Source organism: Brevibacillus fulvus, from assembly GCF_016908525.1.
Classification (GTDB): domain Bacteria; phylum Bacillota; class Bacilli; order Brevibacillales; family Brevibacillaceae; genus Brevibacillus_G; species Brevibacillus_G fulvus.
The window spans coordinates 76,697-99,875 of sequence record NZ_JAFBEB010000003.1 but is presented as its reverse complement, the minus strand read 5'-3'; the positions used below and the strand labels follow the sequence as shown (position 1 = coordinate 99,875).

The window sequence follows — 23,179 nt, the reverse complement described above, 5'->3', positions numbered from 1 at the left end:
TCCACTAGACATGCTGTTTTTGCAAAAAAGTGGTACGATCGCCCCCCCAACAGCGAAGGGCACTCTGTTCAACTGACGGTTGAATTCGGCAAAAAATCAAACAAGCGGTTATTGTTCCCGGCGGCCAACTTCAATAAGATGGGAGTACATAAAGGAGTGTGAATCGTATGAAGGAACAATTAGCCAGAAACATCAGCATTTACCGAAAGGAGCAAGGGTTGACCCAGGAAGAGTTGGCCCAAATACTCAGGGTGTCCTTTCAGGCCGTCTCCAAGTGGGAAACTGCCCAGACAATGCCGGATATTTCCCTGCTTCCCCTGTTGTCAAGGACTTTGGGAGTCAGTGTCGACAAGCTGCTTGGCTATGCCTCGCAGGAACGGTTGATCAGTATTTATGAAGAAACTTATAAAACGGAGGATTATTACTGGGGAACGGAGCCAAACTCGGCATGTTATCAAGTTTTACAACTCATGCCGCCTGTGAAACATTTGAAACTGCTGGATATTGGTTGCGGCGAGGGGAAAGATGCCGTCTTTTTTGCCAGAAACGGTTACGATGTCAGCGCTTTTGATGTTTCCGACGCAGGGATTGAAAAAACCAGACGACTGGCGGACAAAGTCGGGGTGCATATTGATGTGTTTAAAGCCGACATCCTGGATTACCGCTTGGATACGTACTTTGACATTGTTTTTTCCAGCGGTGTTCTGCACTACATCAAACCGGAATTTCGTCAGGGAATTTTCGACAACTACAAGCAGTTTACCAACCCTGACGGCATCCATGTGTTCAATGTGTTTGTCAACAAGCCGTTCATTGCGCCTCCGCCCGAAAACGAGCCCAATGCGTACAATGGCACTCCGGCGAACTGCTTGGCTACTACCATGACTGGCTGATTGAGGAAAGTGCCGAAATCGTGTTCGACTGCAATTCTTCCGGAATTTTGCATAAACATGCCATGACGAAAATGATCGCCAAAAAAATCGCGGCGTTGGACGAAAATTGAGAGGCATCTTGCCTCTCAGGCTATCGGGAAAAATACCGCTTAACCTCTGCCAACACCGCTTCTTCCTCATCTGTATAATTGTATTCGATCTCCAACACATCTTCGGACAATCCCATATGCTTGAGACTAAAATAATCAAACGTCGAGGATTGAAAAAAGACCCCATCCTTTTCATAAAACACAACTTTCTTGCAGCTGGACTGGCTTACAATATCGCACAGTCCGCTCCTTACGCCGATGAAATATCCCGCCATATCCGTAAAAGCTTTTGCCTGAGTCAATGGAAAGAATACCGGCGTTGTTCCGCTTATCGGAGGTTCCTTTGGTCCGCTGCTGTTCGTGCAGACGGAGAAGCCTTGCTCCCGATAGTGGTCGGCAATCACTTCCCATAACCGCTGGGGAAGTTCAAACAGCGTATTGGAGTATGGGGAAAGGACAAGCGTTTTGCCGGGAGTCAGTCCATTCTCCTCAAATATCTGCAACACTTCCTGCTCCCCCGCAGTCTCTTGCGGAAACGCAAATGTAGCATCGTCCGGCAATTCAAAAACAAAATGCCGAAACATATCATTAAAGTTTAAGCCATTATGTCCTCTCAGCCATTGAATCGGATTGGTATAGACTGCAGTCCAACTGTCGTTGAGAATGATCAGTGAATCCAACTCATCGACAAACAGTCTGGCACGGATCATCTTGCCAACAGACTTGAAAGGCATGATCTCAATGTTTTGGATACCAAAGATTTGCGCAACCTTTTTGCAGGCTTGATTGACAACTACAAAGACATACTCGTTGATATTCTTTTGTCGGAGATATTGATAAAAATACAATCCGACGAGATAAACATCTCCCGTCCCGGTGTAAGGACATACAAAAATTTTATGATCTTGCGAATATTTTTTTCTGATTTGCTTATAGTACCGGTGCCCTTGAATGACATGTAACCCGTACCGGATCATGCTTGGCAGCGATTCATCGGAAAAAGAATCCTTCAAACTGACATTCAAAATTTGCTGGTCCTGGAAACCGAGTTTGCGCAACTGATGGGTCATTTCCTTCTGATACAGAGAGGAGAAAACAATCACTGTGTTGCTGATATCCCCTTTCAACAGATCCTCGGGTTTCTGCACCTTGATCCCCAGACAATTTTTGCCGATCTTGTTTGGATCATTGTCGATGATTCCGCTGACATGAACACCGTGCTCAAGAAGACAATCCTTTAATGTCTTTGCAATCGTGGCTGCGCCAAACAAAAGTACCGTTTTTTGCTGGAAACAACCTTTTGCATGCAGTTTCCGAATTTTTTTTTGCAAGATTTTCAAATCTTCATCGAGCATCTTTTAATACCTCTCGAACTTTCGTCACAGAGCGCAGATTATAAATGCCAAGGCAGACGACATCCTCTACCGTTACACCTGATTTTCCGACAATCATGGAACCACGGTTACCTTGGGGCTGCGTCATGGATACGATGATGAATTTATCGGTAAACTTGTAAAAACAATAATATTTCAGCAGATACCGGGCTAATTTCTCTGGATATTTCCGAACGGCGATAATCCGGTCCGAGTAAGCGGGCGCCGCTTGCACGACCCGATCATCCATCGCAAGGATCACAACACCTTCCGCAAACCGTCTATCGATAAAATCGTCCAAATGCAGCAACGCTTGTTCGTTCAGCTCCCAATCGTGTTCCGGCATAAGCAACACATAAATTTGTCGCTGCCTCATCTCATACTGCTTCAGCAATCTTTTCCACTCACGTCTTCCAATCCACGCGTTCCAAAAATGCTTGATGAGCATTCATTATTCCCGCCTTTATCAATTTCGGTTGCCGTCGGAAAGCTACAGACTATGATCGATTGTAATGTTCAGCTTGCAAAATTTGTCTCGCTCTGTATCGATTGCAAGCGAAGTTACCAATCCCGATGGCTTTCGATCATTGATCAGGATGCGTTCTCCATAGGGGGCGTTAAAAATAATCTGATTGTATCGAATATGATGATCGCGAAGAAACGCCTCCGTCGCCTCTCGTTCCTGATCTGTACGGGAAGTAAGAAAAATAACCATATCTTCTTCTGGAATACTTTTCAGAAATTCTTCCGCACCTTCCAAAAAAGTGTCGATTCCGTCTATCTTATAGCCATTATGTTTGAGAATCGTTCCGTCCAAATCGAGAATCCACGTTTTCGCTAATGCGGACAGTCTCAGCTCACTCATCCTACAATTACTTCCTTGCTTAATACCGCTCCAATATGGCCGCCGGGATGGTTCCGCTTGAACCGGTCAATTTGAATATTGAGTTCCTTCGCAATATGCATCACCAGTCCCTGCAGCACGATCAAATTAAGCGTCGTCGAATTGTTGGGCATGATGTTCCAGAGGTCTCCCTCATGCTTTAAATGTAAAATCAAACTGTTGGGAATCTTTCTTGTCAAACTGCTATCCGGGTTAAAAGACAAAAGCCACATCGTAATGTTCCGATCAGCCAGCAAATCGACCAAATATACGGATTCAGCCGTTTCGCCGCTTTTTGTCAGGATGATCACCAAATCTCCGTCCTTGATCACTCCCATATCTCCATGGATGGCAGAGTTGGTGTGCAAAAAGTAGGCATCCATCCCCAGGGAAAGCATCGAGCCGGTAAATTTTTCGCAGATGGGCACATTCTTTCCAAGTCCGGAAACGATAATTTTATGACCCGACTGGATCGTCCTTACGCTATCCTCCACCAATTTTCTGAAAACTCGTTCATCCATGGAATGGATCGCATCGTCGAGCGTCCCCATAAGTTCTTCAAAGTATTGAATCATAGCACTTCCTCCAAATAATAGATTCCGTTGTAAAAGGCACCGCAGATAGAGTCATAGTCCTGCCAGGCGTAAGTCGTCAATGACAGCCAAATTACGGCGTGGAGCAAGCGAATGATTTCCGGCTCGGCTCCGGTCAATTCGTAGAAATCAGTCTCCATGTCCTCCCAGCCATTCGATGCGATTTCAAGCTGAATATCCTGTTCCCCGATGGACAATCGGAACTCTTTCAAATTAAACCGGTCATAATTGCCTTTTATGGAATAGTAGAGTTTGGCCCAATCATACATCGGATCGCCGTATAGTTCCGTAAATCCGAAGTATCCCCGCGGATCAATGAGCACAGGCTCTTGATCATTTTTCAGCATCAGATTGGAAAAGGTACAGTCCCCATGGATAAACGTAAATTCGCGGCATTGAATACGCTCCAGCTTTTTTGCAAGATCGCGCTTGTAAAAAAATACATTGCGGCATTCCCGTCCGTTCACTGTAATCGTTTTCTGATCGGCAAATGGTATCAGGTCGCGAATTTTGGCAAGTCTGTCCATGGTCTTGTTGAAGTAAGCTTCTTCGATGCTGAACGAATCTGCAGGAATCTTGTCCAATTGATGAATGCCGCGCAGAGCATCCACCAGTTGGGCCAAAATTTGTTTCTTTTCTGCATAGGGGAAGTCGTATTCATAAATATTCCTGCCTTGGATACGTTCCATTTTCAGCGGATTGACACCGTATATTTTCGGGATATTTTTTACGCCCTTGGCCTGCGCCATCTCGTACCATCTATTTTCCCGTACCGCCAGCTGCTTCCCTTGGGCATCGATCCCTTCCTTGGTCAAAACGTCCCCGGAAACAGTAATTTTATTAAAGGGTCTGCACTTCTCCTGTCCCAGTTTTTCATATTCCGCCAGCAGACCGAATTCTTTTGTCCCTGCCAACCCCAGTTCACGATAAGTCAGCCCTTGCTCCTTCATCCAACGTACCAGTTCTCCGCTTTGCGGAACATTGGCAAGCGCAGACTTGTCCTGAAAAATAAACAGGCCGGCAACGCCGTATTCCTCCGAGCGTTCCTCTTCAAAAATCCCATTTCGGTAGCGCCACCTGCAGGGGAAGGTCTGGGAAATTCCGATGTAATCTCCTTTTTGCTCCGGCAGTTGAAAGCTCTCCGGAAGAATTAAATCCGACCAGATCAGCATGAACGGTTCCTGATCAGGAATTCGCTGAATCGCTTGTTGAATGCCCGAGCAGGTTCCAGTTCCTTCGGCGTCCACCACCTGATATTTCACATCCGCGAAGCAAGCCAGGTATTCCCGGAGGACTTCTTTCTTGTAATCGCCAATAATGATGAAGCGTTTATCCGGAAATTTCCGAAACAGATGAAACAGCATCGGAAGGTTCTCCACCGGGACAAGCGCTTTCGGTTTGTTTGCGGTCAAGTGTTCAAGCCTTGTCCCCTTGCCTCCAGCCTGGACAATAATATAATCAATTTTCATATTTTCTCCCTTATACATACCCATACTCCTATATTTGAGAGTGTTTTATGCTTCACGAAAAAATGGCCTCAGGCGATGTTACTTTCCAATTGCGACTAGATGGTTTCAACCAGATTAGTAGATTTCGCTATTATAATATCGGCGCAATATCCGATTATCTTAAGCGATTCGACAAATTTCACATTTTTTCCGTTTTTTCCTGTGCAGCTTTATTGGGCGAGGAAAAAAACCAGGAATGCACACAAAAAAAGAGAGTCTAACGTTCGACTCTCTTTTCTGCCGCTTTGCTTCTTCCCCGACTTCCCAAACTTTTGCACAGGCCATGTAAGGTATCCGATAAAAGCCAACACGGTCCCGCTCAGCCCCTAGTTTGCCATATCCATCGTTTTTAGCAATTCCTGAAGACTTCGGTTTTGCTCCTCCAGCACTTTGGTGAATTGCTCGGCAGTTTTATAATCCGCTTGCCAACTGTTATTTTGCAGTTCTTGTTTCCAGTTTTCCGACTCCGAAAGCTTCTTTAAGGTGTCTTCCCAAAACGCTTTCGCCTCCGGACTCATCTCTTTCGGCCCGAACACCCCGCGCCAAATGACCAATTCGGAATCAATCCCCGCTTCTTTGATCGTGGGAACGTCCTGAAAAGTTCCCCCCAGACGTTCGGGGGCGTCAATAGCCAACACTTTCACTTTTCCCGCCTTTAGATACTGCTCCACTTCTCCCGCCACGCTTGACAGAATATCGGCATTGCCGCCCAGCAATGCGGTCATGGACTGGGCTTTGCCATCATACGAAACATACTTGATCGTCTTGGGATCAATGCCATATTTATAAGCCGGCAACATAAAGGTCAGATGGTCGACCGAGCCTGGAGCCGAGCCGCCGGCAAGGGTCAAGCTTTTCGGGTCCGCTTTCAAATCGGCAAATAACGTTTGCAGATCATTGTATTTCGAATTCGCCGGAACAACGATCACACCGTAATCGCGATACAACTGGGCCAGAGGAGTTGTATCCTTGTAACCAAACGGCGAGTTTCCATCTTTCTTCAAGTTGTTGATTAACAAAGCGGGAGAACTGACAAATAGTTTGTAGTCATTCTTCGTTTCTTTCGTCGCGTATTCGGCTAAAAAGACGCTGCCCCCGCCCCCCGGCTGATTTTCAATCAAAATCTGCTGGTCGACCATCTGATTTTCCACCAACACTTTGGCAAGCGACCGCGCTGCTTTGTCAAATGCACCGCCGGCTCCTGAGGGGGCAACGATTGTCAATTGCTTTTCGGGATAGGTCTCCCCTGTTGCCGACGAGCCGGCTTGTTGTTCGCCGTTGCTTCCGCTGCTGCAAGCTGCCAGACTGACAGCCATTGCTCCCACCAAGGCCAAGCTTGCCCATCGAATCCGCCATTTCAACATGTCTCATCCTCCAGTCCCGCGTCTGCCTAAACCGGGCCTTTATTTTTGAAGCGCTGCGATCGCTTCCAAGACTCGACGATAATGATCGGGGGCTTTATGTTCAAAATAACCGTTTAAGTTGAGCTCAACCAGACTTTGCAGCTTGGTTTGTGTCGCCTGCGACATCGTGTAATCGAGATGCATCTCCTGCAATGTTTCGACCACATCTTTCATCTCGGAAACGCGACGTTCCGCATGAATAGCGGTGCGGGTCAACAGCAGGTTCATCAATTGCTCGACGGGTCCGCTGGCGAGCGTCTTGGAGATGGACGCCACAATTTCCTTTTCGACGCCTGCCTGATGGCTTGCCAGTAAAGTCTCCAGCAGCAGCGCGGTAAATCCTTTCATAAAGATGCTGCGGATCATCTTCATTGAGGAAGCGCTGCCTGCCTGATCATTGACTACCGTCAAATTCATTCCGGCTGGCTGCATAAACGCCTGAAACGCGACAGCCCCTTCTCCGCTTAACAATATCGGCACTTTATGACGAAGAGGAGGAACGGCCTCCATGACAGCTCCATCGACGAACAAACCGCCTGCCTGTTGGATAACGGAAGCGATTTCTCGTTTGACCTTGGGCGATGCCGCGTTCAAATCAACATAAATATGCCGGTTGCCGATAAACTCCGCAGCTTCTTGGGCAATGCCAAGCGCATATTTCGCACTTGTCGCGCAAAAAATCACTTGCGAATGTTCCAGCAATTCGCGCAAACTGTTATCCAGGGTAACAGCGATCGAGCTTGCCCGCTCCTTTATCTTGACGCCGAGCACAGCATCATTGGCCATCACGTCGAAAGCGCGAATCTGCTCTACGCCCTCCGACTTTAGACCGCTGCAGATATGAAACGCAGCTTCGCCAAAACCGATAAACCCGATTTTTCGATCATTCATTCTATCTGCCCCTTCCGTGTTCGGCCATTGTCATCGATCCGCCTCGAAGTCTGAATTGTTTCCTGGCCATCGCCAAGGTTGCCGGTTGACCATCCCGCATGCCCATTATTCTGTTGTTCCGCATTGGCAGCAAACGCCAAATTGAAAACGGTTGCAAAACTGGTTGAGTAAAAACAGTCGGCAAACTTTGGGTGATCAACAGACGGGTACGAACAAACAAACTCGTCCGTATCCCTCCTCTCTAATAACGGATCAATTAAGCTGTTCATTATTGTTCAACAAATTTGTTTATTGGAAAGTTTAGCTGATTTCTGATTCCATGTCAACCCAAAAACAACGATCGTTCCGGGAACTGATCCGGACCTTTGCAGAACCATTTCACGAATCCGGAGTCAGTTAACGAAAATTTCGGCTATTGACATGAATTGTGAACGTGCTTTATACTTCTTTATAAAACAATATTGTTTAACAATATTGGAAAACGTAATAGATTTACGCTCGGCATCTTTAAAAAGGCGGTGACGAGGAAATTCGCACAAGTCAGTTAATCGATGCATGACCGTAAAAAACGGCGTCAGAAGAAGCAAAAAGATGAAAAGGAGAAGATTTGCGATGGCAAAGCGAGAAGTTCTGCATGTGAAAGGATCTGCCCACCAAAATCCGATTCCAACCGCGATCAAGATCGGCAATATGGTTTACACTTCCGCGATCATCGGCTCGGACCCGGAAACAGGAAAAATTCCGGAAAAGGTGGAAGATGAAGTGGCCAACCTCTTTCATTATTTGCGCGAGATAATGGCGCTGGCCGGAGGTACTGTCGACGATATCGCGCATTTGAGTGTCTCTGTGACGGATCGTGAATACAAAAAAATTGTCAACGGAGAATGGCTGAAAATGTTTCCGGATGAAAACAATCGTCCGGCGAGACATACGACGGTCCAAGATCTCCGCGAAGGGCTGCGCGTGCAGATCGAGATGGTCGCTGTGTTGTAAATCCTCAAGCCAGTTGGCGGCGGTATTTTCATCGGACAGGGAGCCAGTGTTGCCGTTGCACCCGCGGATCGCCCTGCCGCTGCAAAAAGTTACGAACCTGTTTTGTCCTTGCTTCCTTTGCAGTAAGGACTTTTTTCTTTGCTTTTGATCTTGATTGGCATAAAAAAAGGCGAAGTTTCCCCCGCCCTTAGACCAAAAATGAATAATTGTCGTTGATTGTTGTCCGCACATTGGCAATATGATGCATGACCGTTTCTTCGGCCAATTTTTCATCCCGAACTTTTAATGCCTGATAAATTTTTGTGTGCTCCCGAAAAGAGTGCTCGTTTCTTCCAGGGATGAGGATGGTCCGAAAGTGATAGCGGGATAATTGGGTCCGAATGACATTAATAATTTCCACCGCTTGTTGATTTTTCGAAGCCTGATAAATGATTTGGTGGAATTCCTTGTTCAAGTTGGAGTATTCATCAAAGCGGTTCTGTTGCAAATGGGCTTCCATCTGTTGCAAGATCGCTTCCAACGTTTCCAGTTCAGATTCACTGATGTTTTTGGCAGCGGTGCGTGCCACCAATCCTTCCAACACTTCCCGGATTTCAAGATAATTCAGAATCTCTTCCAATGTAAACGATTTGATATAGGCCCCTTTATTATTTTCAATTTCCACCAAATTTTCCTGTTCCAATTTTAACAGCGCTTTTTTAATCGTATTCCGGCTGACCCCGATCGCCTCTGAAAGTTCAACCTCTGTTATTTTCTGGGACGGTTTATAACTGCCATCTAATATTCGTTCCTTAATAAATTGATAAGCATTTTCCATTGGTCTAGTCATAAAGAAATCCCTCTTTGTTTAAAGTTAATACTTATATTATATCATTATTGTTGAACAATCAATCGGGCAATTTCATACGCTTCCACCCAATGCATTGATCCAGGCGATTTGGTCGGCAGTCGACACCGAACATGTTAGGCGTACATACATTGCCTATATATACTTAGGATCGCTAAGGAAAAGAGGGGAAGCACACAAAGATGGTGGCAAACATTGATTATACGTCAGCATCGACGCAATTCACATTTGACCTGAATTACAGTCCTTTTTTTAAAAAAGATGACCGCAACTTTATCAACATCCTTGGTGTGGCGCAGTTAAATACGTTGGAAAATGTGTCGCTGTTAGACATTTTCCTGAGCGTCAGCAATGTCGTCGAACCGCACTATCACCAAAATGCGGCTGAGCTCGTCTATTGCATATCCGGCGCAATCACTGTGTCGATGCTCAACCCGTTTACAAAAAACATTCAAAATTACACCATAACGCCCGGGCAAGTGGTCAACATCCCGCAAGGCTGGTGGCATTATGAAATGGCTACTGCTGACAACACCCACATTTTGGCGATCTTTGACGCGCCAACACCACAGGTTATTTTAGGTTCAGACATATTAAAATTTACGCCTGCCAATATTATGGCGCATACTTACTGTCTGGATGAAACCAAATGGAGAGAAGCAATCGCACCGGTTCAACCGTCAACGTATATCGGTCCCTACGCTAATTGCCAGAATCAAAGCGCCGCAACGGCTCAACCGCAAGCGTCTCCCAGTCAACCGTATCTGCAGCCATACTACCTTCCGCAGTATCAGCAATATTGGGGCTACCGGTAAAAAGCGGCCCCCGGCTTCCAGGTCGGGGGCTGACATTTTGCACGATATTAAAATTCTTCGTAAACCGCCGGGTCTTGATTGCGCATCCGGCCGTCCGCGCGAGTCAAGCCTGAAATCATGGTCATTTCTGTTTCATCGAGAGCAAAGTCAAAGATCGAAATATTCTCAAGCTGGCGATAAGCCGACGCCGATTTGGGAATGGATACGGCCCCCAACTGATAATGCCAGCGCAACACCACTTGCGGAATCGACTTTTGGTGGCGGTCGGCAATTTGTTGAATGACCTCGTTGTTCATGATGTCATTTGCCTTGGCCAACGGACTCCATGATTCGGTAATGATGCCGTTTTCCGCATGCCATTGCCGCTGCTCAGCCTGATTAAAGAACGGATGCAATTCGATCTGATTCACACTTGGTTTGACGCCAGTTTCTTTGACCAAACGTTCGATATGTTCCGGTAAAAAATTGCTGACGCCAATCGAACGGACAAGCCCCCATTTTTGGGCATCAACCAACGCCTGCCAAGCTTCCACATACTGGTCCTGCTTCGGATTTGGCCAATGAATCAGATACAAATCATAATAATCGAGATTCGCCCGATACAGCGATTCCTGAATGGCAACCACCGCTTTGTCATATGTGTGGTAGCGGCCCGGCAATTTGGAAGTAATCAATAATTGTTCGCGCGGCACAGAGCTGCGTCTGACAGCTTCGCCTACCGTTCCTTCATTTTCATAATTGTAAGCGGAATCAATCAGCCGATAGCCGATGTCGATAGCGTTGACGATCGCATTGACCCCTGCGCTCCCCCTCATCGTATATGTACCCAGACCAACCACCGGCAATTTGAGCCCATCATTCAACGTAACTTCGGGAATGAGATTGCTCATCTTGAATCACTCCTTTCCGTAGTACTATTAGGTTATCATACTACCGCGTCAGCGTCATGATGTTCCATTTGCGGAAAGCGGTGGTCCAAACTGACAACGTAACTCGCCTGCATTCCAAGACAATCCAAAAGAAGCAGGAACAAAGCACCTTTTTCAAAACGTTTTCAAAGTTTAGAATGGAAGAGGCTTCCACATTTTTTAAAGGGGTTGTCCTGCATGAAAAAAAGAATCGCTTTGCTTTTGACAATGGTACCCGCTGATCAAAAATGAAGCCGTTGAAATGATCTCCATTGAGCCGAAATACGATTTCATCACGACGATGGACAAATCCGGACTTCTCGGCGGCATCAATCTGGACTTTGTCTACACGCTCACCCAGGATGTGCAGCGGCCGCCGGTTATCGTCATGGAGATGCTGAACAAGGATCGAACGGTGTTGGCGACCGAAACGAAGCTGCTGCGGACGAAAGCGGGGACTTACCAAGATTTTATCATCGGGGACAAAATCCGCTTGCCATACAATGTCGCCACCGATCGCGAAAAAGTGATAAAACGGCTGACGGACGATTACTACTACCGGATTACAGTGAAGTAACCACAAGGACTGCCAATGACAACCTCGTTGGCGGTCCTTTTCCTCATTTTTCATTCCTTGGCTTATAATTCCATCAATTTTTCTAGTAAACTAAATCAAACGATTTGATCCATTCTATTTGAAGGAAACTGCGGAGGTCATTCCAGGGATGAAGCGGATACTGTAACTCCGGACTGGACTCTTCCAACCAGTGAAAAGGTCGGCATAGCGGCTTATCCCTGAATTCCCGACCGATGCCGCTCCCGTATATAAACGAAGAGGGGTACTTCGCCCCTCTTTGCTTATTCCATCCATATAACTAGCACTGCAAATCGACCACTGACGCTGATGAATACCGGTTACCTACCTTCCCCGTTTTCCCCGTTACGGCTTTGCTCTGTTGACTTCAAACGGTTGCAGCGGATGTTGGCTCAACATGTCTTCCACTTCTTCATAGCCTGTCGGGAATGAGAAGTTGTAGCGTGCGGGCAGTGCAAAGACATAGCCGGAATTGCGCCCAAGCTCACTCGGACCAATCGGCGCCGCGCCAATATGGAACTTCTCCTGTTGCAGTGCATCCCATTGCGCAAGGGTGAAGACCATGATCGGAATGTCCTGTCTTGGATTTTCTTTTGTCCATTCCGGATGTCGGATGATGAGCAGCGGACCCGTCTCGACGACTTTATCGCCGTCTGCCTCTCCCACAGACAAGCCTTCCCACTTGTCCGTTACAATCGTATACCCTTGCCAGCTTTTCGGCAGGGTGAAACGAAAGCCGTATTGGCTATTTTCGTAGATCATGGAGCCGGACTCTTCCGCGGAAATGGAGTCTGCAGCGGCGGCCTTTTCATCCGTTTTTTCGACAGTTTCTTCATCCGTTTTTCCGACAGTTTTTTCGACAGTTTGCCCAGCGGAAACGTCGGTCTGTTGAACTTCCTCGTTCGCCACTGCCTTGGCGTTATCATGCGAACATCCCATCAGGGACACACAAAGCGTTAAAACAAGTGTAATCCATACCATTTTGTTCAATTTGCCCACCTCCGAAGATTGCCTTCATTGCTGTAAGACGAAAGCAAAATCAAATTGTTTCATCCACTTGGCAGTTGTCTCCGGCCGCTTGTCTTTTGTCCCTCCACCATTCCACCCTGCCCGTCATCATCTCAGTGTTGCCTTCCGCTCCACAGTTTGCCATTCCCTCGTAGTTTCCCGCCATATTTGCTCGATATTCTGCTGACGCTTCGATAAAAAAAGAAGCGGGGATTTTCCCGCTCCGTTGCGTCATCTGTCCATACATTTCTCCTATTCCCTGTCCCGGCTCAAGCGTGTGCCATTAACCCATACCTTGCGCGATCGCTTTCGTTTCCTGGACTGTACCGAATGGATGGTGAGGCGGGGCATAGATAACGTACACTTTCAGCGGGCGATTTCCGGTATTGGTTATATTGTGCCATGTCCCCGCAGGTATCATAATAGCGTAGCCGTCATAGGCCATCGCATGGAAATCGAGGTTGTCCCTGCTCGCCCCCATTTGAACAAGTCCCTGGCCTTCTTCAATTCGTATGAACTGGTCAGTTGTCGGATGGACTTCCAATCCTATGTCTTCCCCGACATTAATACTCATCAACGTGACCTGAAAATGTTGACCTGTCCATAAAGCAGTGCGGTAATTGTTGTTTTGCCTGGTCGCTTGGTCAATATTCAGTACAAAAGGTCTTGTTCCGTAATCTTGTAAGGTGATGGTTCCATAAGGAATATAGTTTTGCGTGTTCCAGCTGCCGGATGGGGCAGTCCAAGGATAACCCCAGTTGTTACTCCAGGCGGATTGCATTGAATTCGGCCATTGATACTGCAAGCATGGATTCGGGTACATACGCATTCTCCTCTCGCTGATCTCTTATCGACCATTTATTCTATGCAGCTGCCCAAACAGAGGTAAGCAAAATTGGGCCCTGCCGAAATTTCGCAAGCAGCATCAGACCTTGCTCTGCGAATCGCTAATCATGTAATCCTTTGCCCTCAAGAATGTGCTGCATATATTTTTCAACTCTCGAAACTCGCGTTTTGGCTTGTTTGGGTGCTGAAAAATAAAGAATGTATGCTCGTTGCCGCCCCGGCGTCAATGCTTCAAAAGCGGGTTTCAAAGCAGGAATTTCCGCGAATTTGCTTTGAAGTTCTTCCGGAATGAGCAAATCGGTACTCTTTTGAAAATTCACTTGCAAACCGGCTTTTTCCACTTCAATCGCTTCGTGAATATAAGCTTTCAGGATGGTTTCCATATCCGCAATTTGTTGCACATTGGTGAACCGAATCTGGCGAGCTGCCTGTACATTCTCCGTTTGCTGGATGAGCACCCGATGGGTATCTTGTAACAAGGCTCCTTTGTGAAACAGCAGCGCGCAATATTCTTTAAATCCATGTATTAAAACAATATTTTTTTGCGCATAAGTGTAGCAAGGATGCATCCACTTGAATTCTTCGGTCAGCTCACAATCAAGTACAATATTGCGCAGCTTTTCAAATTCTGTCTTCCACTTTTCGGCCTTGCTTAAAAATTCATCAACCTTTGGATTCGTTCGACGATTCACCATCGCGGAGCACCCCTTATTATTTTTTCGTCAGCCGACAGTCAAAAATGATCGATGCGATCTGTGCCAAATGCGATGGGCTTCAACTACCTCATTGCACTCTGTAATAAAACGAATAAACGAATCGTGATTCGCCGTTTTCATGTGAATCATGACAAACGCCGTACAAGCAAGCCCTACTTTCAGTTCATCGAAGTCATAGGAATCTGTTCCCCTAAGTCTTTCCAAGGAATTCGTGCGTTTTCGGAAAGTAACCGAAGAATCAGATAATCGGTTTGATCAAGTCGCATACAAAAATCCTACCGTGAAATGGTTTTCCAAAGATCGTTTTCATCGATGTATCGATTACACTCGCGCTGTCAGTTATCATTTTATTATACAGAAAGCCTTTACTACCAGCGGCATTTTCCTGCCCGCATAAAAAAAGGAGGTCGATTGCAGATGAACATACAACTGATTCGGAATGCAACGCTGGTTGTCCGTTATGCCGGAAAGAAGTTTTTAATTGACCCATTCTTGGCGGAAAAGGGCGCTTATCCCCCTTTCCGCAATTCGTTACGACAAGACCAAAACAATCCTTTGGTTGGCTTGCCAACATCCATTGACACCATGATCTGCAACCTGGACGCTGTGATCGTAACCCATCTACATTTAGATCATTGGGACGACGCGGCCAAAAAGGTACTGCCCAAAGATGTGAAAATATTTGTGCAAAACGATGCAGACGCGGCAGAAGTCGAAAAAGCCGGGTTTCGAAATATTGAAGTGCTGCAAGAAAATACAGTCTTCGCCAATATTCGTTTGATAAAAACCAAGGGCGAACACGGCAGAGGGGAACTGTTGCAACGGACCGGTCATGTCTGCGGTGTCATCTTGAAACACCCCGACGAAAAAACGTTATACATCGCTGGAGATACCGTTTGGTATGAGGGAGTGCGGGAAACAATCGAACTACACAAACCGGGAATCATTGTCGTAAACGGCGGAGATAATCAATATCTGCAAGGCGGTTCTCTGGTCATGGGGAAAGAAGACATCTATCATGTGACTCAGGCAGCTCCTCACGCCAAAATCATTTCTGTCCATATGGAAGCTGTCAACCATTGGACATTATCAAGAGAACAATTAAAAAGCTTCACCCAAGAAAAAGGAATTTCCTCCAAGGTTTTCGTTCCAAACGACGGCGAATCGTACACATTTTAATGGAGCGCTAAACGTTCCAAAATGAAGCCAAAACAGCTAACAAGACGCCATTCGGTCTCGTTAGGTGTTTTTAACGATTTACGCGAAGCTGCCAAATCTCTCATTGTTTTTTTGAGACAGCCTATCTGGAGGAAGTATTTTTCACAACGTATCGGCAACTCGGAAAATTAGAGCACCCGACAAAACTGCCGTATCGTCCGTGTCTTTGCGTTAACTTGCCTCCACAAGCAGGACAGATCTTCATTTTCACCTTCTCGTCAGTTTGCGTTAATTCTCTTTGAATTGCAGTGACGTGTTGCTTCCTGGCGTGTTTATCAGTGTTATTACTTGCAGTAAGTTTCTCGACTATCCTGTCAGGAGTTTATTTTGATTTTGTCAGGTGTTTATTTTGAATGTCAAAGATTTATTTTGTGGTTACATAGAGGGATTAGAGTTATCGAATGTAGAACATTAAATGTCTGCAATAAAGGACAATTCCGTTAAAGATATGCATACAAACAAAAAGACATTGGGGTAGCACTCCCAACGTCTTTTTTCGTTTATAAAATCCAGTTCCATTTTTATACTGAAATCTTCCTTAGTAGCCCCAAAAATTGCACTATAATCTTATAACAAAAATTGAATGGAGTGTATAGAAATGGATCATTACTTTAGGATTGAAGGTTGCAGGGAGACTGGTACTTACTTTGTTTACGAAATTACTAATGGTATAGCCAAAGAAATTTCTGAACCAGTCGTTGGTATGCGTACTGGTGGTTTGAAGAAGGCCAGACAAACAATTGGGCAATATTTATTGAAAAATGGCCACAGTTTAAGTTCATCATTTACCCATTATTGTATTAAACCCGGTAGGAAGAAAAATTATGTTCATAATTGGACAGTAGAGCAATATTTAGTCGGTGTTCCTATGGTTAATTCAATCGATTAACTGATTCTTCGCCCAATAAACTAGCGGTAGTATAGGACTTGGTTTCCCATCGTAATCTACCGCTGATTCGTTAATACTTGTTGCTTTATGCTCTGTTATTTTTATTTAACACATATTTTTACGGCAAATTTACGGCAACGTGTTAAACCCCTTTTGTTATACCAAAAATGAAAGTTCTGTATCAGTCTGCAACCCCATATAAATCACCACTTACAGACAGCTGTTTCTCTCTGCACCAACAACGCCGCCGATTCAACATGATCCGTATGCGGGAACATGTCGACTGGCTGCACTTCCTTCACTTCATACAAATCCGCCAGCACTTTCAGATCGCGGGCCAGCGTCGACGGGTTGCAGGAGACGTAGACGACGCGGTCGGGCTTCATCTGCAGGATGGTCGTCAGCAGCGCTTCGTCGCAGCCTTTGCGCGGCGGGTCGACGACGATCACGTCGGGGCGGATGCCTTCCTCTTTCCAGGCCGGGATCACTTCTTCGGCCGCTCCCGTTTTGAATGTCACATTTTCAAAGCCGTTCAGCCGGGCGTTGCGGTTGGCATCGGCGATCGCTTCGGGAACGATCTCCACGCCGTAGACGTGCTTCGCTTTTTGTGCCAAAAAGAGCGAAATCGTCCCGATGCCGCAGTAGGCGTCGACAACAATCTCGCCGCCGGACAGGCCGGCGTATTCCAGCGTCTTGTTGTACAAAATCTCCGTTTGGGCCGGATTGACTTGGTAAAACGAGCGGGCCGAAATGGCGAAGCGGATCGGACCGATATAATCGTAGATCACATCGTCGCCCCAAAGCGTAATCGTCTTGTCGCCAAAGATCACATTGGTCTTCTGCGGATTGATATTTTGCACGATGCTTTTGACCCCGGGCACTTCCTGGCGGATCGCTTCGATCAGCCGCTCCCGCTCGGGGATAAACAGCTCGGTGGTGATCAGGACGACCATCACGTCGCCGGTTCTCGCTCCGACCTTGGAGACGACATGGCGGAGCAGGCCGGTGTGGGAGATCTCGTCATAGGCCGGGATGTGCAGACGGCTGGCGATCCGCTTTACCGCCGCCACCACTTCATCGTTGGCTTCGTGCTGGATCAAGCAGCTTTCAATATTGACGATCTGATGTGAACGCTCGGCGTAAAAGCCGCCGATCAAGGCGCCCTCCTCTTCGCCGATCGGCACCTGCGCCTTGTTGCGATAGCGCCAAGGATTGTCCATGCCGAGCGTCGGATGGACGCGCACGGCATCCTCGCCGTCGACGGCAAACCCGCCGATGCGCCGCAGGTTGTCCTTGACGATCTGCTGTTTATGGCGCAGTTGTTCGGCATAAGCCAAATGCTGCAGCGAGCAGCCGCCGCACAGATCAAACACGGGACAGGGCGGCTTCACCCGATACGGACTCGGTTGCAGCACTTCCAGCAGTTTGGCGTAGCCGTAATTTTTTTTGGCATGGACCACCTTTGCCCGTACACGTTCTTCAGGCAACGCTTGCGGGACAAACAGCGTATAGCCTTCGTGTCTGCCCACGCCCGCGCCTTCATGGTTCAAGCCGGTAATCTCCAGTTCCAGTTCTTGCTCGATTGCGACCGGGTATTGCTTTTCCTCCTGCCGCTTGGTTTGTTGCCCTCGGTTTTGTCGATGAGGGCGTGGCGTTTTGCTTGACTTTTTCGACACTGTTGAAAATCTCCTTTATGCGTTGACGCTTGCTTTAAGGTACGAAAACTTCCACATGCCCTGGCAGCACCTGGCACTCGCAGGGCAGCTCGCCGCCCAACTCGCCGTCAAGATTGAGCTCCACGTGTTGCGAACCGGCAGTGGTCGCCTTCAGATAGTCTGTTTGAAAGTAAAAAACATTGGGATCTTTAATATGCTCCCCTCTGATCGCCAAGGTAGTCAGGCGGATGAATTCCGCCAGGTTGCACTTCTTGACCACGATGCAATCCAGCTTCCCGTCGGACAGCTGCGCTTTTGGCGCCAGCCGTTCAAACCCGCCGACCGAATTGCTGTTGGCTACCAGAAAGATCATTACTTCGTCGTCGATCACCACGCGATCGCGGGTTTCCAGCCGGATATGGAACGGATGTACCGACGGCAGTTTTTCCAAGCCTTTGACATAGTAAGCCAGCTGTCCGATCAAGGTTTTCAGTTTGCTTGGCACCTCATAGGTCAGGTTGGTCAAAAAGCCGCCGCCGGCAATGTTGATGAAATAGCGGTTGTTGACCCGCCCGACATCAATTTTTTGCGTTTTTCCTTCGGTAATGATTTTACAAGCCCGGCTGATCGATTTCATCGGCAATCCAATTGCCCGGGCAAAATCGTTGGTCGTTCCGCAAGGGATAATGCCTAATTTGGGCCGCGTTTTCCGCTCCGCTAGCCCATTGAGCACCTCATAGATCGTCCCGTCGCCACCGGCAGCGATGACGAGGTCATACCCGCTGCGGGCGGCGCGTTCCGCTTGTTCTGTCGCATCATTGGCACCCTTGGTGGCATAGCTCGAGGTCTCGTATCCTGCCGTTTCGAGCATATCCAAAATATCTGGCAACCGGCGGCGAATGATTTCCCGTCCTGAGCTGGGATTATAGATTAGACGCGCTTTCTTCAACTCTGGTCCCTTCTTCCATCATTACGCTCTTTATCCTACTAGTCTTATCATATCCTGTATAGCCATTTTTGGGAATCGCTATGCGGCCCGTTACATGGTAAGATAAAGAAAAATACCCGGATAAGTAGGGGGTTAAAAACAGTGGAAGTTTCAGCTATTGTCGGAGTTGATGTTGGCGGTACAGCGATCAAGATGGCGCTTTTGTCCCCCGCTGGGGAAATCCTGCATCAATTCCAGCAGCCAACGCCTGTCGCGCAAGGGGAAGACGGCGTAATTGAAAAGATCAATAACCTGGTAGATAAACTCCTTCAGGAAACCCAGACCGACAAAGCCAGCCTGGCCGGGATCGGGATTGGAGTTCCGGGTCCCATCGATGCGGAAACGGGCATAGTTCAGCAGGCGGTCAATCTCGGCTGGAAAAATACACGTTTGAAAGAAAAACTGGAAAAGTTGGCCCATGTTCCGGTATTCGTGGAAAATGACGCCAATGCGGCCGCTTTGGGCGAGATGTGGCGAGGCGCCGGCCAGGGAACGAAAGATCTGGTCGTGCTGACATTGGGCACCGGTGTCGGCGGCGGCATCATTGCCAACGGGAAAATCATCCACGGCGTCAATGGCGTCGGCGGGGAAATCGGTCACATGACGATGGAGCCGACCGGCGGACCGCAATGCAACTGCGGAAAAACAGGCTGTCTTGAAAACTACGCTTCTGCAACCGCTATCATCCGCGAGGGAACACTGGCGGCCGAGGCTGGAAAAAGCAAACCGTTGGCCGACTTGCTGCAAAAAAACGGCCAGCTGCGGGCGAAAGACATCTTTGACGCCGCGATGGCAGGAGATGAGACCTCGATTGCCATCGTCGATCAGGCGGCATTTTACCTCGGGTTGGCCTGTTCCCATCTGGCCAATCTGCTCAATCCGGGCAAGATCGTCATTGGCGGCGGCGTATCGCTGGCAGGCGAGTTTTTATTTTCACGGATTCGCCAGCACTTTCGCCGTTATGTGGCATTTCCCTTCGTCGCGGAATCGTGCCAAATCCTCCCGGCCACATTGGGCAATGATGCCGGCGTGATCGGGGCCGGCTGGCTCGTTCGTTCGCAACTGTAACAAAGCAAAACTTTACCGGAGCCACAGGAAGTCCATGGCTCCGGTTTTTTGCCTGCTCAGTGGATCAGCAGTTTTTCGCGGCGGAACAGAGCAGCGGCCAGCCAGATGACAGCGGCCACGTAGACGAGCGATGAGAGCAATGTGCATACGACGTGTAACGGTTGCACCTCGCCGAAGAAAATTTCCTTGCACAGCGCGGAGCCGTTAAAAATCGGCAAAACATAATAGAGAAGCGGAATGTCCGCCGGAACCAACGGCAGCATCATATACGAAGGGACCATCGCCGCGAACAACACCGGCGTCATATAAGTTTGCGCTTCTTTAAACGTTTTGGCCCACGTGCTGATCGCCAGCTCCAGCCCGGCAAACATCGCCGCCAGAAGCAGCAGGATCAGGACAAGCAGCAAAATGGACCCGATCCCCAAAAAGCCGAGGGCAAAACCGCCATCATTAGCGGAAAACGGCCCCACCTGGATAATTAAAGAAGAGCTGACCAAGGCCGCCACTGAACTTATCCCGCTCATCACCATCACGGTCAGCAGCTTGGCGGTCAGGATACTGCCAGCCGGTACTGGGGCGCTGATCAAGGCTTCCATTGTTCCGCGCTCTTTTTCCCCCGCCACCAGATCGGTAGCGGCGGCAATGCCTCCCGTGGCAAGCGAGAGGATCAGCATCAGCGGAACGATTCCGGACAACAGCTTGCCGGTCATTTTCGCCTCGCTCGCCACACTTTCTTCCACCAGTTCAAGCGGATGAATAACGGACGGCTCCAGCCCGGCTGCCTGCAGCCGTTCGGCGACGACTTCCTGTTCGTAATCGGCGATCACCCGCTGGATTAAATCATAGGCATAAACAGACTTGTCGTTGGCGGCGTCGTATCGCACGCGGATTTGCTCCGAGCCGTTTTGCCGGAGATGACGTTCCAGATCGTCCGGAATGGTGACGATCGCGCGGACTTCCCCCTCATGCAGACTGGCCAACGGATCGTCCGGCTGCAGCCGTTTGACGCCTTCCGTCTGCAACAGACGCTGTCCAAGCGGCTGTTCGACATCGCCCAGGATCACCAAGGAGACGTTGGCGCGGGCATCTTCCTCCACTCCGCTCATACTCACGCTCACCAAGAAAAAGATCGCCGGGATGACCGCTATCGGGATTACGAAAGCGCCAATGACCGTTTTCCGGTCGCGAAACAGATCGGTCAATTCTTTGCGGAAGATAAGCCAGATCAATGAGGCGTTCACCGCTCTCCCTCCTTCTCCAGCACTTGCAGAAACAGTTCATCGAGATCGGTAAAACCGTACATGGCCCGCAATCGCGGCAACGTCCCTTCATAGCACAGACGTCCGCAATGCATGATCGCCACCCGATCGCACAGCTTCTCGATCTCCCCCATATGGTGGCTGGAGAACAGGATCGTTTTCCCGGCTGCCTTCATTTGCCGGATGAGCGCGCGAAAGATGCTCGCGGCGCCGACATCCAGTCCGGTAGTCGGCTCATCAAGCAGCACAATTTGCGGATCGTGGACAAGCACGCGGGCAATCGCCACCTTTTGCTTCATGCCGCGGGAAAACCCGCCGACACGCCGGTCGAGATAATCCTGCATTTCCAGCATTTCGCTCAATTCTTCGATTCTCCGCGCCAGTCTGTCCGGGGCTATCCCGTAGAGCTGTCCGAAATAAGCGATATTTTCGCGGGCCGTCAGTCTGTTATACAAGCCGATCTCACCGCCAAACAAAATGCCGATTTGGCGCCGCACCTCGACCTGTTGATGGCGGACGGAAAAACCATTGATGACGATCTCCCCCTCTGTCGGTGTCAAGATCGTCGCCATCATCCGCATCAAGGTCGTTTTCCCGGCGCCGTTTTCCCCGAGCAAACCGAGCACTTCGCCGGATTGGATCTGCAAGCTGACCCGCTCGACCGCGGTCAATCGCTCAAACCGTTTTGTTACAGAGTCCAACTCAATCATTCGTTTCCTCCTTTCCTGCTTCAACCATACGTTGCCAGGGCATGTTCCGGTACAAAAGATCTGCTGGAAGCAAAACGTACAAAACGCCTCCGTTGTTCCTATGCAACGGAAGCGTTTTGCTGTGCGCTCGTTTTTTTACTGATATAATCTTGGTCGACGCGTCACTATTCCCGCTTATACGGTCTGCAAACTGCTGTTGGCCAGCTGTTCTTCGATCGTCGTCTGCAGCCAGCGGGTTACGGCAGGATGGGGCAAATAAGCTTTTCCATTATACAGATAAGACAATCCTTGCAGGCGGGAAGGCACGACCGTTTTCGTAAAATAGCCCTCGCTCAAAAACAAGGGCAGGACGATCATCCGGTTTTTGCGAGCGATTGCGCTGGCTCTTCTCGTCAAATTATCCGGATGCAGCGTTCCGTATGTAGCCGCCTTTAAGCCCAGCTCTTGCCGCAATTTTACCGCCAGACGCTGCAAGACGGCCTCCCACTTCGCATGGTTCTCCCCTTCATCGGCTCCGTGGCCGACCAGAAGAAGAGTCTCTTTTTCCGGCTGTTTGACCAACTCGCGGGCACGCTCCAGCAAAATCTCGACGATCAACGGATGATCGTCCATCGGCGGGCAAAAGATGATTTCCGCTTCGGTCTCGATCGGGACAATCTCTTCGTCCAGTCCTGCCGAATCGCGCACGCCGAGCAAACCGCCAATTTCATCAATATGTGTACTGCCGGAAGCCACAAACAGCGGCACGGCAATAATCTGGTTTACTCCCTGCTTCTCCAAAGCGCGAATACCGTCTTCAATCAAGCGGCCTTCGACCATTTCCAAAAAGGAGGCGACAACCGGCACAGGTACCTGAATTTGACTGACAGCTTCGTCCACGAGTTGTACCCAGGACGAACTGCTGGAACCATGACCAATGATAAGTACTCCACTTTTTTTCACGACGGTATCCTCCCTTAGCCTAGTACTTCCCTTGTTACTCTAGATTATAACGTTTCTAAATAAGAAATCATATGGCGAATTTGTGGAGA

At 48.5% G+C, this 23,179-nt stretch carries 26 protein-coding genes and 1 pseudogene; 7 read left to right on the top strand and 20 right to left on the bottom strand.

All coding sequences use genetic code 11. The features are described 5' to 3' along the window. The first annotated feature begins 167 nt into the window (after nucleotides 1-167). A pseudogene (locus JOD01_RS05840) lies at nucleotides 168-1,003 on the top strand (methyltransferase domain-containing protein). A gap of 20 nt (nucleotides 1,004-1,023) precedes the next feature. Here the strand turns inward: JOD01_RS05840 and JOD01_RS05835 are convergent. From JOD01_RS05835 to JOD01_RS05805, 7 genes are all read right to left on the bottom strand, one after another. Then, nucleotides 1,024-2,337, bottom strand: a complete 1,314-nt coding sequence (locus JOD01_RS05835; RefSeq protein ID WP_204517322.1) for a hypothetical protein — start codon at nucleotides 2,335-2,337, stop codon at nucleotides 1,024-1,026. Continuing rightward, nucleotides 2,327-2,803, bottom strand: coding sequence for a hypothetical protein (locus tag JOD01_RS05830; protein WP_204517321.1), 477 nt, complete (start codon nucleotides 2,801-2,803; stop codon nucleotides 2,327-2,329). Before JOD01_RS05830 ends, JOD01_RS05835 begins: the two co-directional genes overlap by 11 nt. Nucleotides 2,804-2,845: 42 nt before the next feature. After that, nucleotides 2,846-3,220, bottom strand: coding sequence for an HAD family hydrolase (locus JOD01_RS05825; RefSeq protein WP_204517320.1), 375 nt, complete (start codon nucleotides 3,218-3,220; stop codon nucleotides 2,846-2,848). Further along, nucleotides 3,217-3,813, bottom strand: a complete 597-nt coding sequence (locus tag JOD01_RS05820; RefSeq protein ID WP_204517319.1) for an SIS domain-containing protein — start codon at nucleotides 3,811-3,813, stop codon at nucleotides 3,217-3,219. The genes JOD01_RS05825 and JOD01_RS05820 overlap by 4 nt, the downstream gene beginning before the upstream one ends. Then, entirely contained in the window at nucleotides 3,810-5,318 is a 1,509-nt protein-coding gene (locus JOD01_RS05815; RefSeq protein ID WP_239565247.1) for a phosphotransferase, read from the bottom strand. Before JOD01_RS05815 ends, JOD01_RS05820 begins: the two co-directional genes overlap by 4 nt. A gap of 347 nt (nucleotides 5,319-5,665) precedes the next feature. Next, a complete protein-coding gene (locus tag JOD01_RS05810; protein WP_239565246.1) occupies nucleotides 5,666-6,703 on the bottom strand; it encodes a Bug family tripartite tricarboxylate transporter substrate binding protein in 1,038 nt (345 codons plus the stop codon). Nucleotides 6,704-6,742: 39 nt separating this feature from the next. Further along, nucleotides 6,743-7,633, bottom strand: coding sequence for a DUF1932 domain-containing protein (locus JOD01_RS05805; RefSeq protein ID WP_204517318.1), 891 nt, complete (start codon nucleotides 7,631-7,633; stop codon nucleotides 6,743-6,745). A 612-nt stretch (nucleotides 7,634-8,245) separates the two neighbouring features. Here JOD01_RS05805 and JOD01_RS05800 point away from each other — a divergent pair. After that, nucleotides 8,246-8,626, top strand: coding sequence for a RidA family protein (locus JOD01_RS05800; protein WP_204517317.1), 381 nt, complete (start codon nucleotides 8,246-8,248; stop codon nucleotides 8,624-8,626). 187 nt (nucleotides 8,627-8,813) lie between these two features. On the opposite strand, the gene JOD01_RS05795 is transcribed toward JOD01_RS05800, so the two are convergent. Continuing rightward, a complete protein-coding gene (locus tag JOD01_RS05795) occupies nucleotides 8,814-9,455 on the bottom strand; it encodes a GntR family transcriptional regulator (protein ID WP_204517316.1) in 642 nt (213 codons plus the stop codon). A gap of 200 nt (nucleotides 9,456-9,655) precedes the next feature. Between JOD01_RS05795 and JOD01_RS05790 the strand changes: the two genes are divergently transcribed. Continuing rightward, nucleotides 9,656-10,288, top strand: coding sequence for a cupin domain-containing protein (locus JOD01_RS05790; RefSeq protein WP_204517315.1), 633 nt, complete (start codon nucleotides 9,656-9,658; stop codon nucleotides 10,286-10,288). Nucleotides 10,289-10,335: 47 nt separating this feature from the next. Here JOD01_RS05790 and JOD01_RS05785 read toward each other — a convergent pair whose 3' ends face one another. Next, a complete protein-coding gene (locus JOD01_RS05785; RefSeq protein ID WP_204517314.1) occupies nucleotides 10,336-11,178 on the bottom strand; it encodes an aldo/keto reductase in 843 nt (280 codons plus the stop codon). Between the two features lie 280 nt (nucleotides 11,179-11,458). Between JOD01_RS05785 and JOD01_RS05780 the strand changes: the two genes are divergently transcribed. Then, nucleotides 11,459-11,773, top strand: coding sequence for a hypothetical protein (locus JOD01_RS05780; RefSeq protein ID WP_204517313.1), 315 nt, complete (start codon nucleotides 11,459-11,461; stop codon nucleotides 11,771-11,773). Between the two features lie 363 nt (nucleotides 11,774-12,136). Here JOD01_RS05780 and JOD01_RS05775 read toward each other — a convergent pair whose 3' ends face one another. The 5 genes from JOD01_RS05775 to JOD01_RS19610 all read right to left on the bottom strand — a co-directional run bounded on the left by JOD01_RS05775 (nucleotide 12,137) and on the right by JOD01_RS19610 (nucleotide 14,627). Then, entirely contained in the window at nucleotides 12,137-12,781 is a 645-nt protein-coding gene (locus JOD01_RS05775; protein ID WP_204517312.1) for a hypothetical protein, read from the bottom strand. 49 nt (nucleotides 12,782-12,830) lie between these two features. Then, nucleotides 12,831-13,034 (bottom strand): hypothetical protein, encoded by a 204-nt coding sequence (locus JOD01_RS05770; protein ID WP_204517311.1) that lies wholly within the window; start codon nucleotides 13,032-13,034, stop codon nucleotides 12,831-12,833. A 48-nt stretch (nucleotides 13,035-13,082) separates the two neighbouring features. Beyond that, entirely contained in the window at nucleotides 13,083-13,622 is a 540-nt protein-coding gene (locus JOD01_RS05765) for a cupin domain-containing protein (protein WP_204517310.1), read from the bottom strand. 124 nt (nucleotides 13,623-13,746) lie between these two features. Next, complete coding sequence (locus tag JOD01_RS05760; RefSeq protein ID WP_204517309.1) at nucleotides 13,747-14,340, bottom strand: YdeI/OmpD-associated family protein; 594 nt, start codon at nucleotides 14,338-14,340, stop codon at nucleotides 13,747-13,749. A gap of 179 nt (nucleotides 14,341-14,519) precedes the next feature. After that, nucleotides 14,520-14,627, bottom strand: a complete 108-nt coding sequence (locus JOD01_RS19610; protein ID WP_239565245.1) for an AsnC family protein — start codon at nucleotides 14,625-14,627, stop codon at nucleotides 14,520-14,522. Between the two features lie 151 nt (nucleotides 14,628-14,778). Here JOD01_RS19610 and JOD01_RS05750 point away from each other — a divergent pair, with 151 nt between their 5' ends. Beyond that, the gene (locus tag JOD01_RS05750; protein ID WP_204517308.1) at nucleotides 14,779-15,540 is read left to right on the top strand and encodes an MBL fold metallo-hydrolase; all 762 of its coding nucleotides are present in this window, start codon (nucleotides 14,779-14,781) and stop codon (nucleotides 15,538-15,540) included. A 121-nt stretch (nucleotides 15,541-15,661) separates the two neighbouring features. Here JOD01_RS05750 and JOD01_RS20030 read toward each other — a convergent pair whose 3' ends face one another. Continuing rightward, nucleotides 15,662-15,784, bottom strand: coding sequence for a topoisomerase DNA-binding C4 zinc finger domain-containing protein (locus tag JOD01_RS20030; protein WP_204517307.1), 123 nt, complete (start codon nucleotides 15,782-15,784; stop codon nucleotides 15,662-15,664). 393 nt (nucleotides 15,785-16,177) lie between these two features. Here JOD01_RS20030 and JOD01_RS05740 point away from each other — a divergent pair, with 393 nt between their 5' ends. Continuing rightward, nucleotides 16,178-16,468 carry a hypothetical protein gene (locus tag JOD01_RS05740; protein WP_204517306.1) on the top strand — a complete coding sequence of 97 codons (291 nt, stop codon included), beginning with the start codon at nucleotides 16,178-16,180 and terminating at the stop codon, nucleotides 16,466-16,468. Between the two features lie 203 nt (nucleotides 16,469-16,671). Here JOD01_RS05740 and rlmD read toward each other — a convergent pair whose 3' ends face one another. Continuing rightward, nucleotides 16,672-18,051 carry a 23S rRNA (uracil(1939)-C(5))-methyltransferase RlmD gene (gene rlmD, locus JOD01_RS05735; protein ID WP_338028534.1) on the bottom strand — a complete coding sequence of 460 codons (1,380 nt, stop codon included), beginning with the start codon at nucleotides 18,049-18,051 and terminating at the stop codon, nucleotides 16,672-16,674. A 127-nt stretch (nucleotides 18,052-18,178) separates the two neighbouring features. Further along, complete coding sequence (locus tag JOD01_RS05730) at nucleotides 18,179-19,072, bottom strand: diacylglycerol kinase (RefSeq protein ID WP_204517304.1); 894 nt, start codon at nucleotides 19,070-19,072, stop codon at nucleotides 18,179-18,181. Nucleotides 19,073-19,213: 141 nt separating this feature from the next. Here JOD01_RS05730 and JOD01_RS05725 point away from each other — a divergent pair, with 141 nt between their 5' ends. Next, a complete protein-coding gene (locus JOD01_RS05725; RefSeq protein ID WP_204517303.1) occupies nucleotides 19,214-20,179 on the top strand; it encodes an ROK family glucokinase in 966 nt (321 codons plus the stop codon). A gap of 56 nt (nucleotides 20,180-20,235) precedes the next feature. Here JOD01_RS05725 and JOD01_RS05720 read toward each other — a convergent pair whose 3' ends face one another. The 3 genes from JOD01_RS05720 to JOD01_RS19960 form a co-directional block, all read right to left on the bottom strand. Beyond that, the gene (locus JOD01_RS05720; RefSeq protein WP_204517302.1) at nucleotides 20,236-21,420 is read right to left on the bottom strand and encodes an ABC transporter permease; all 1,185 of its coding nucleotides are present in this window, start codon (nucleotides 21,418-21,420) and stop codon (nucleotides 20,236-20,238) included. After that, nucleotides 21,417-22,148, bottom strand: coding sequence for an ABC transporter ATP-binding protein (locus tag JOD01_RS05715; RefSeq protein WP_204517301.1), 732 nt, complete (start codon nucleotides 22,146-22,148; stop codon nucleotides 21,417-21,419). The genes JOD01_RS05720 and JOD01_RS05715 overlap by 4 nt, the downstream gene beginning before the upstream one ends. Before the next feature lie 174 nt (nucleotides 22,149-22,322). Continuing rightward, a complete protein-coding gene (locus JOD01_RS19960) occupies nucleotides 22,323-23,090 on the bottom strand; it encodes a CbiX/SirB N-terminal domain-containing protein (protein ID WP_204517300.1) in 768 nt (255 codons plus the stop codon). Nucleotides 23,091-23,179: the final 89 nt, after the last annotated feature.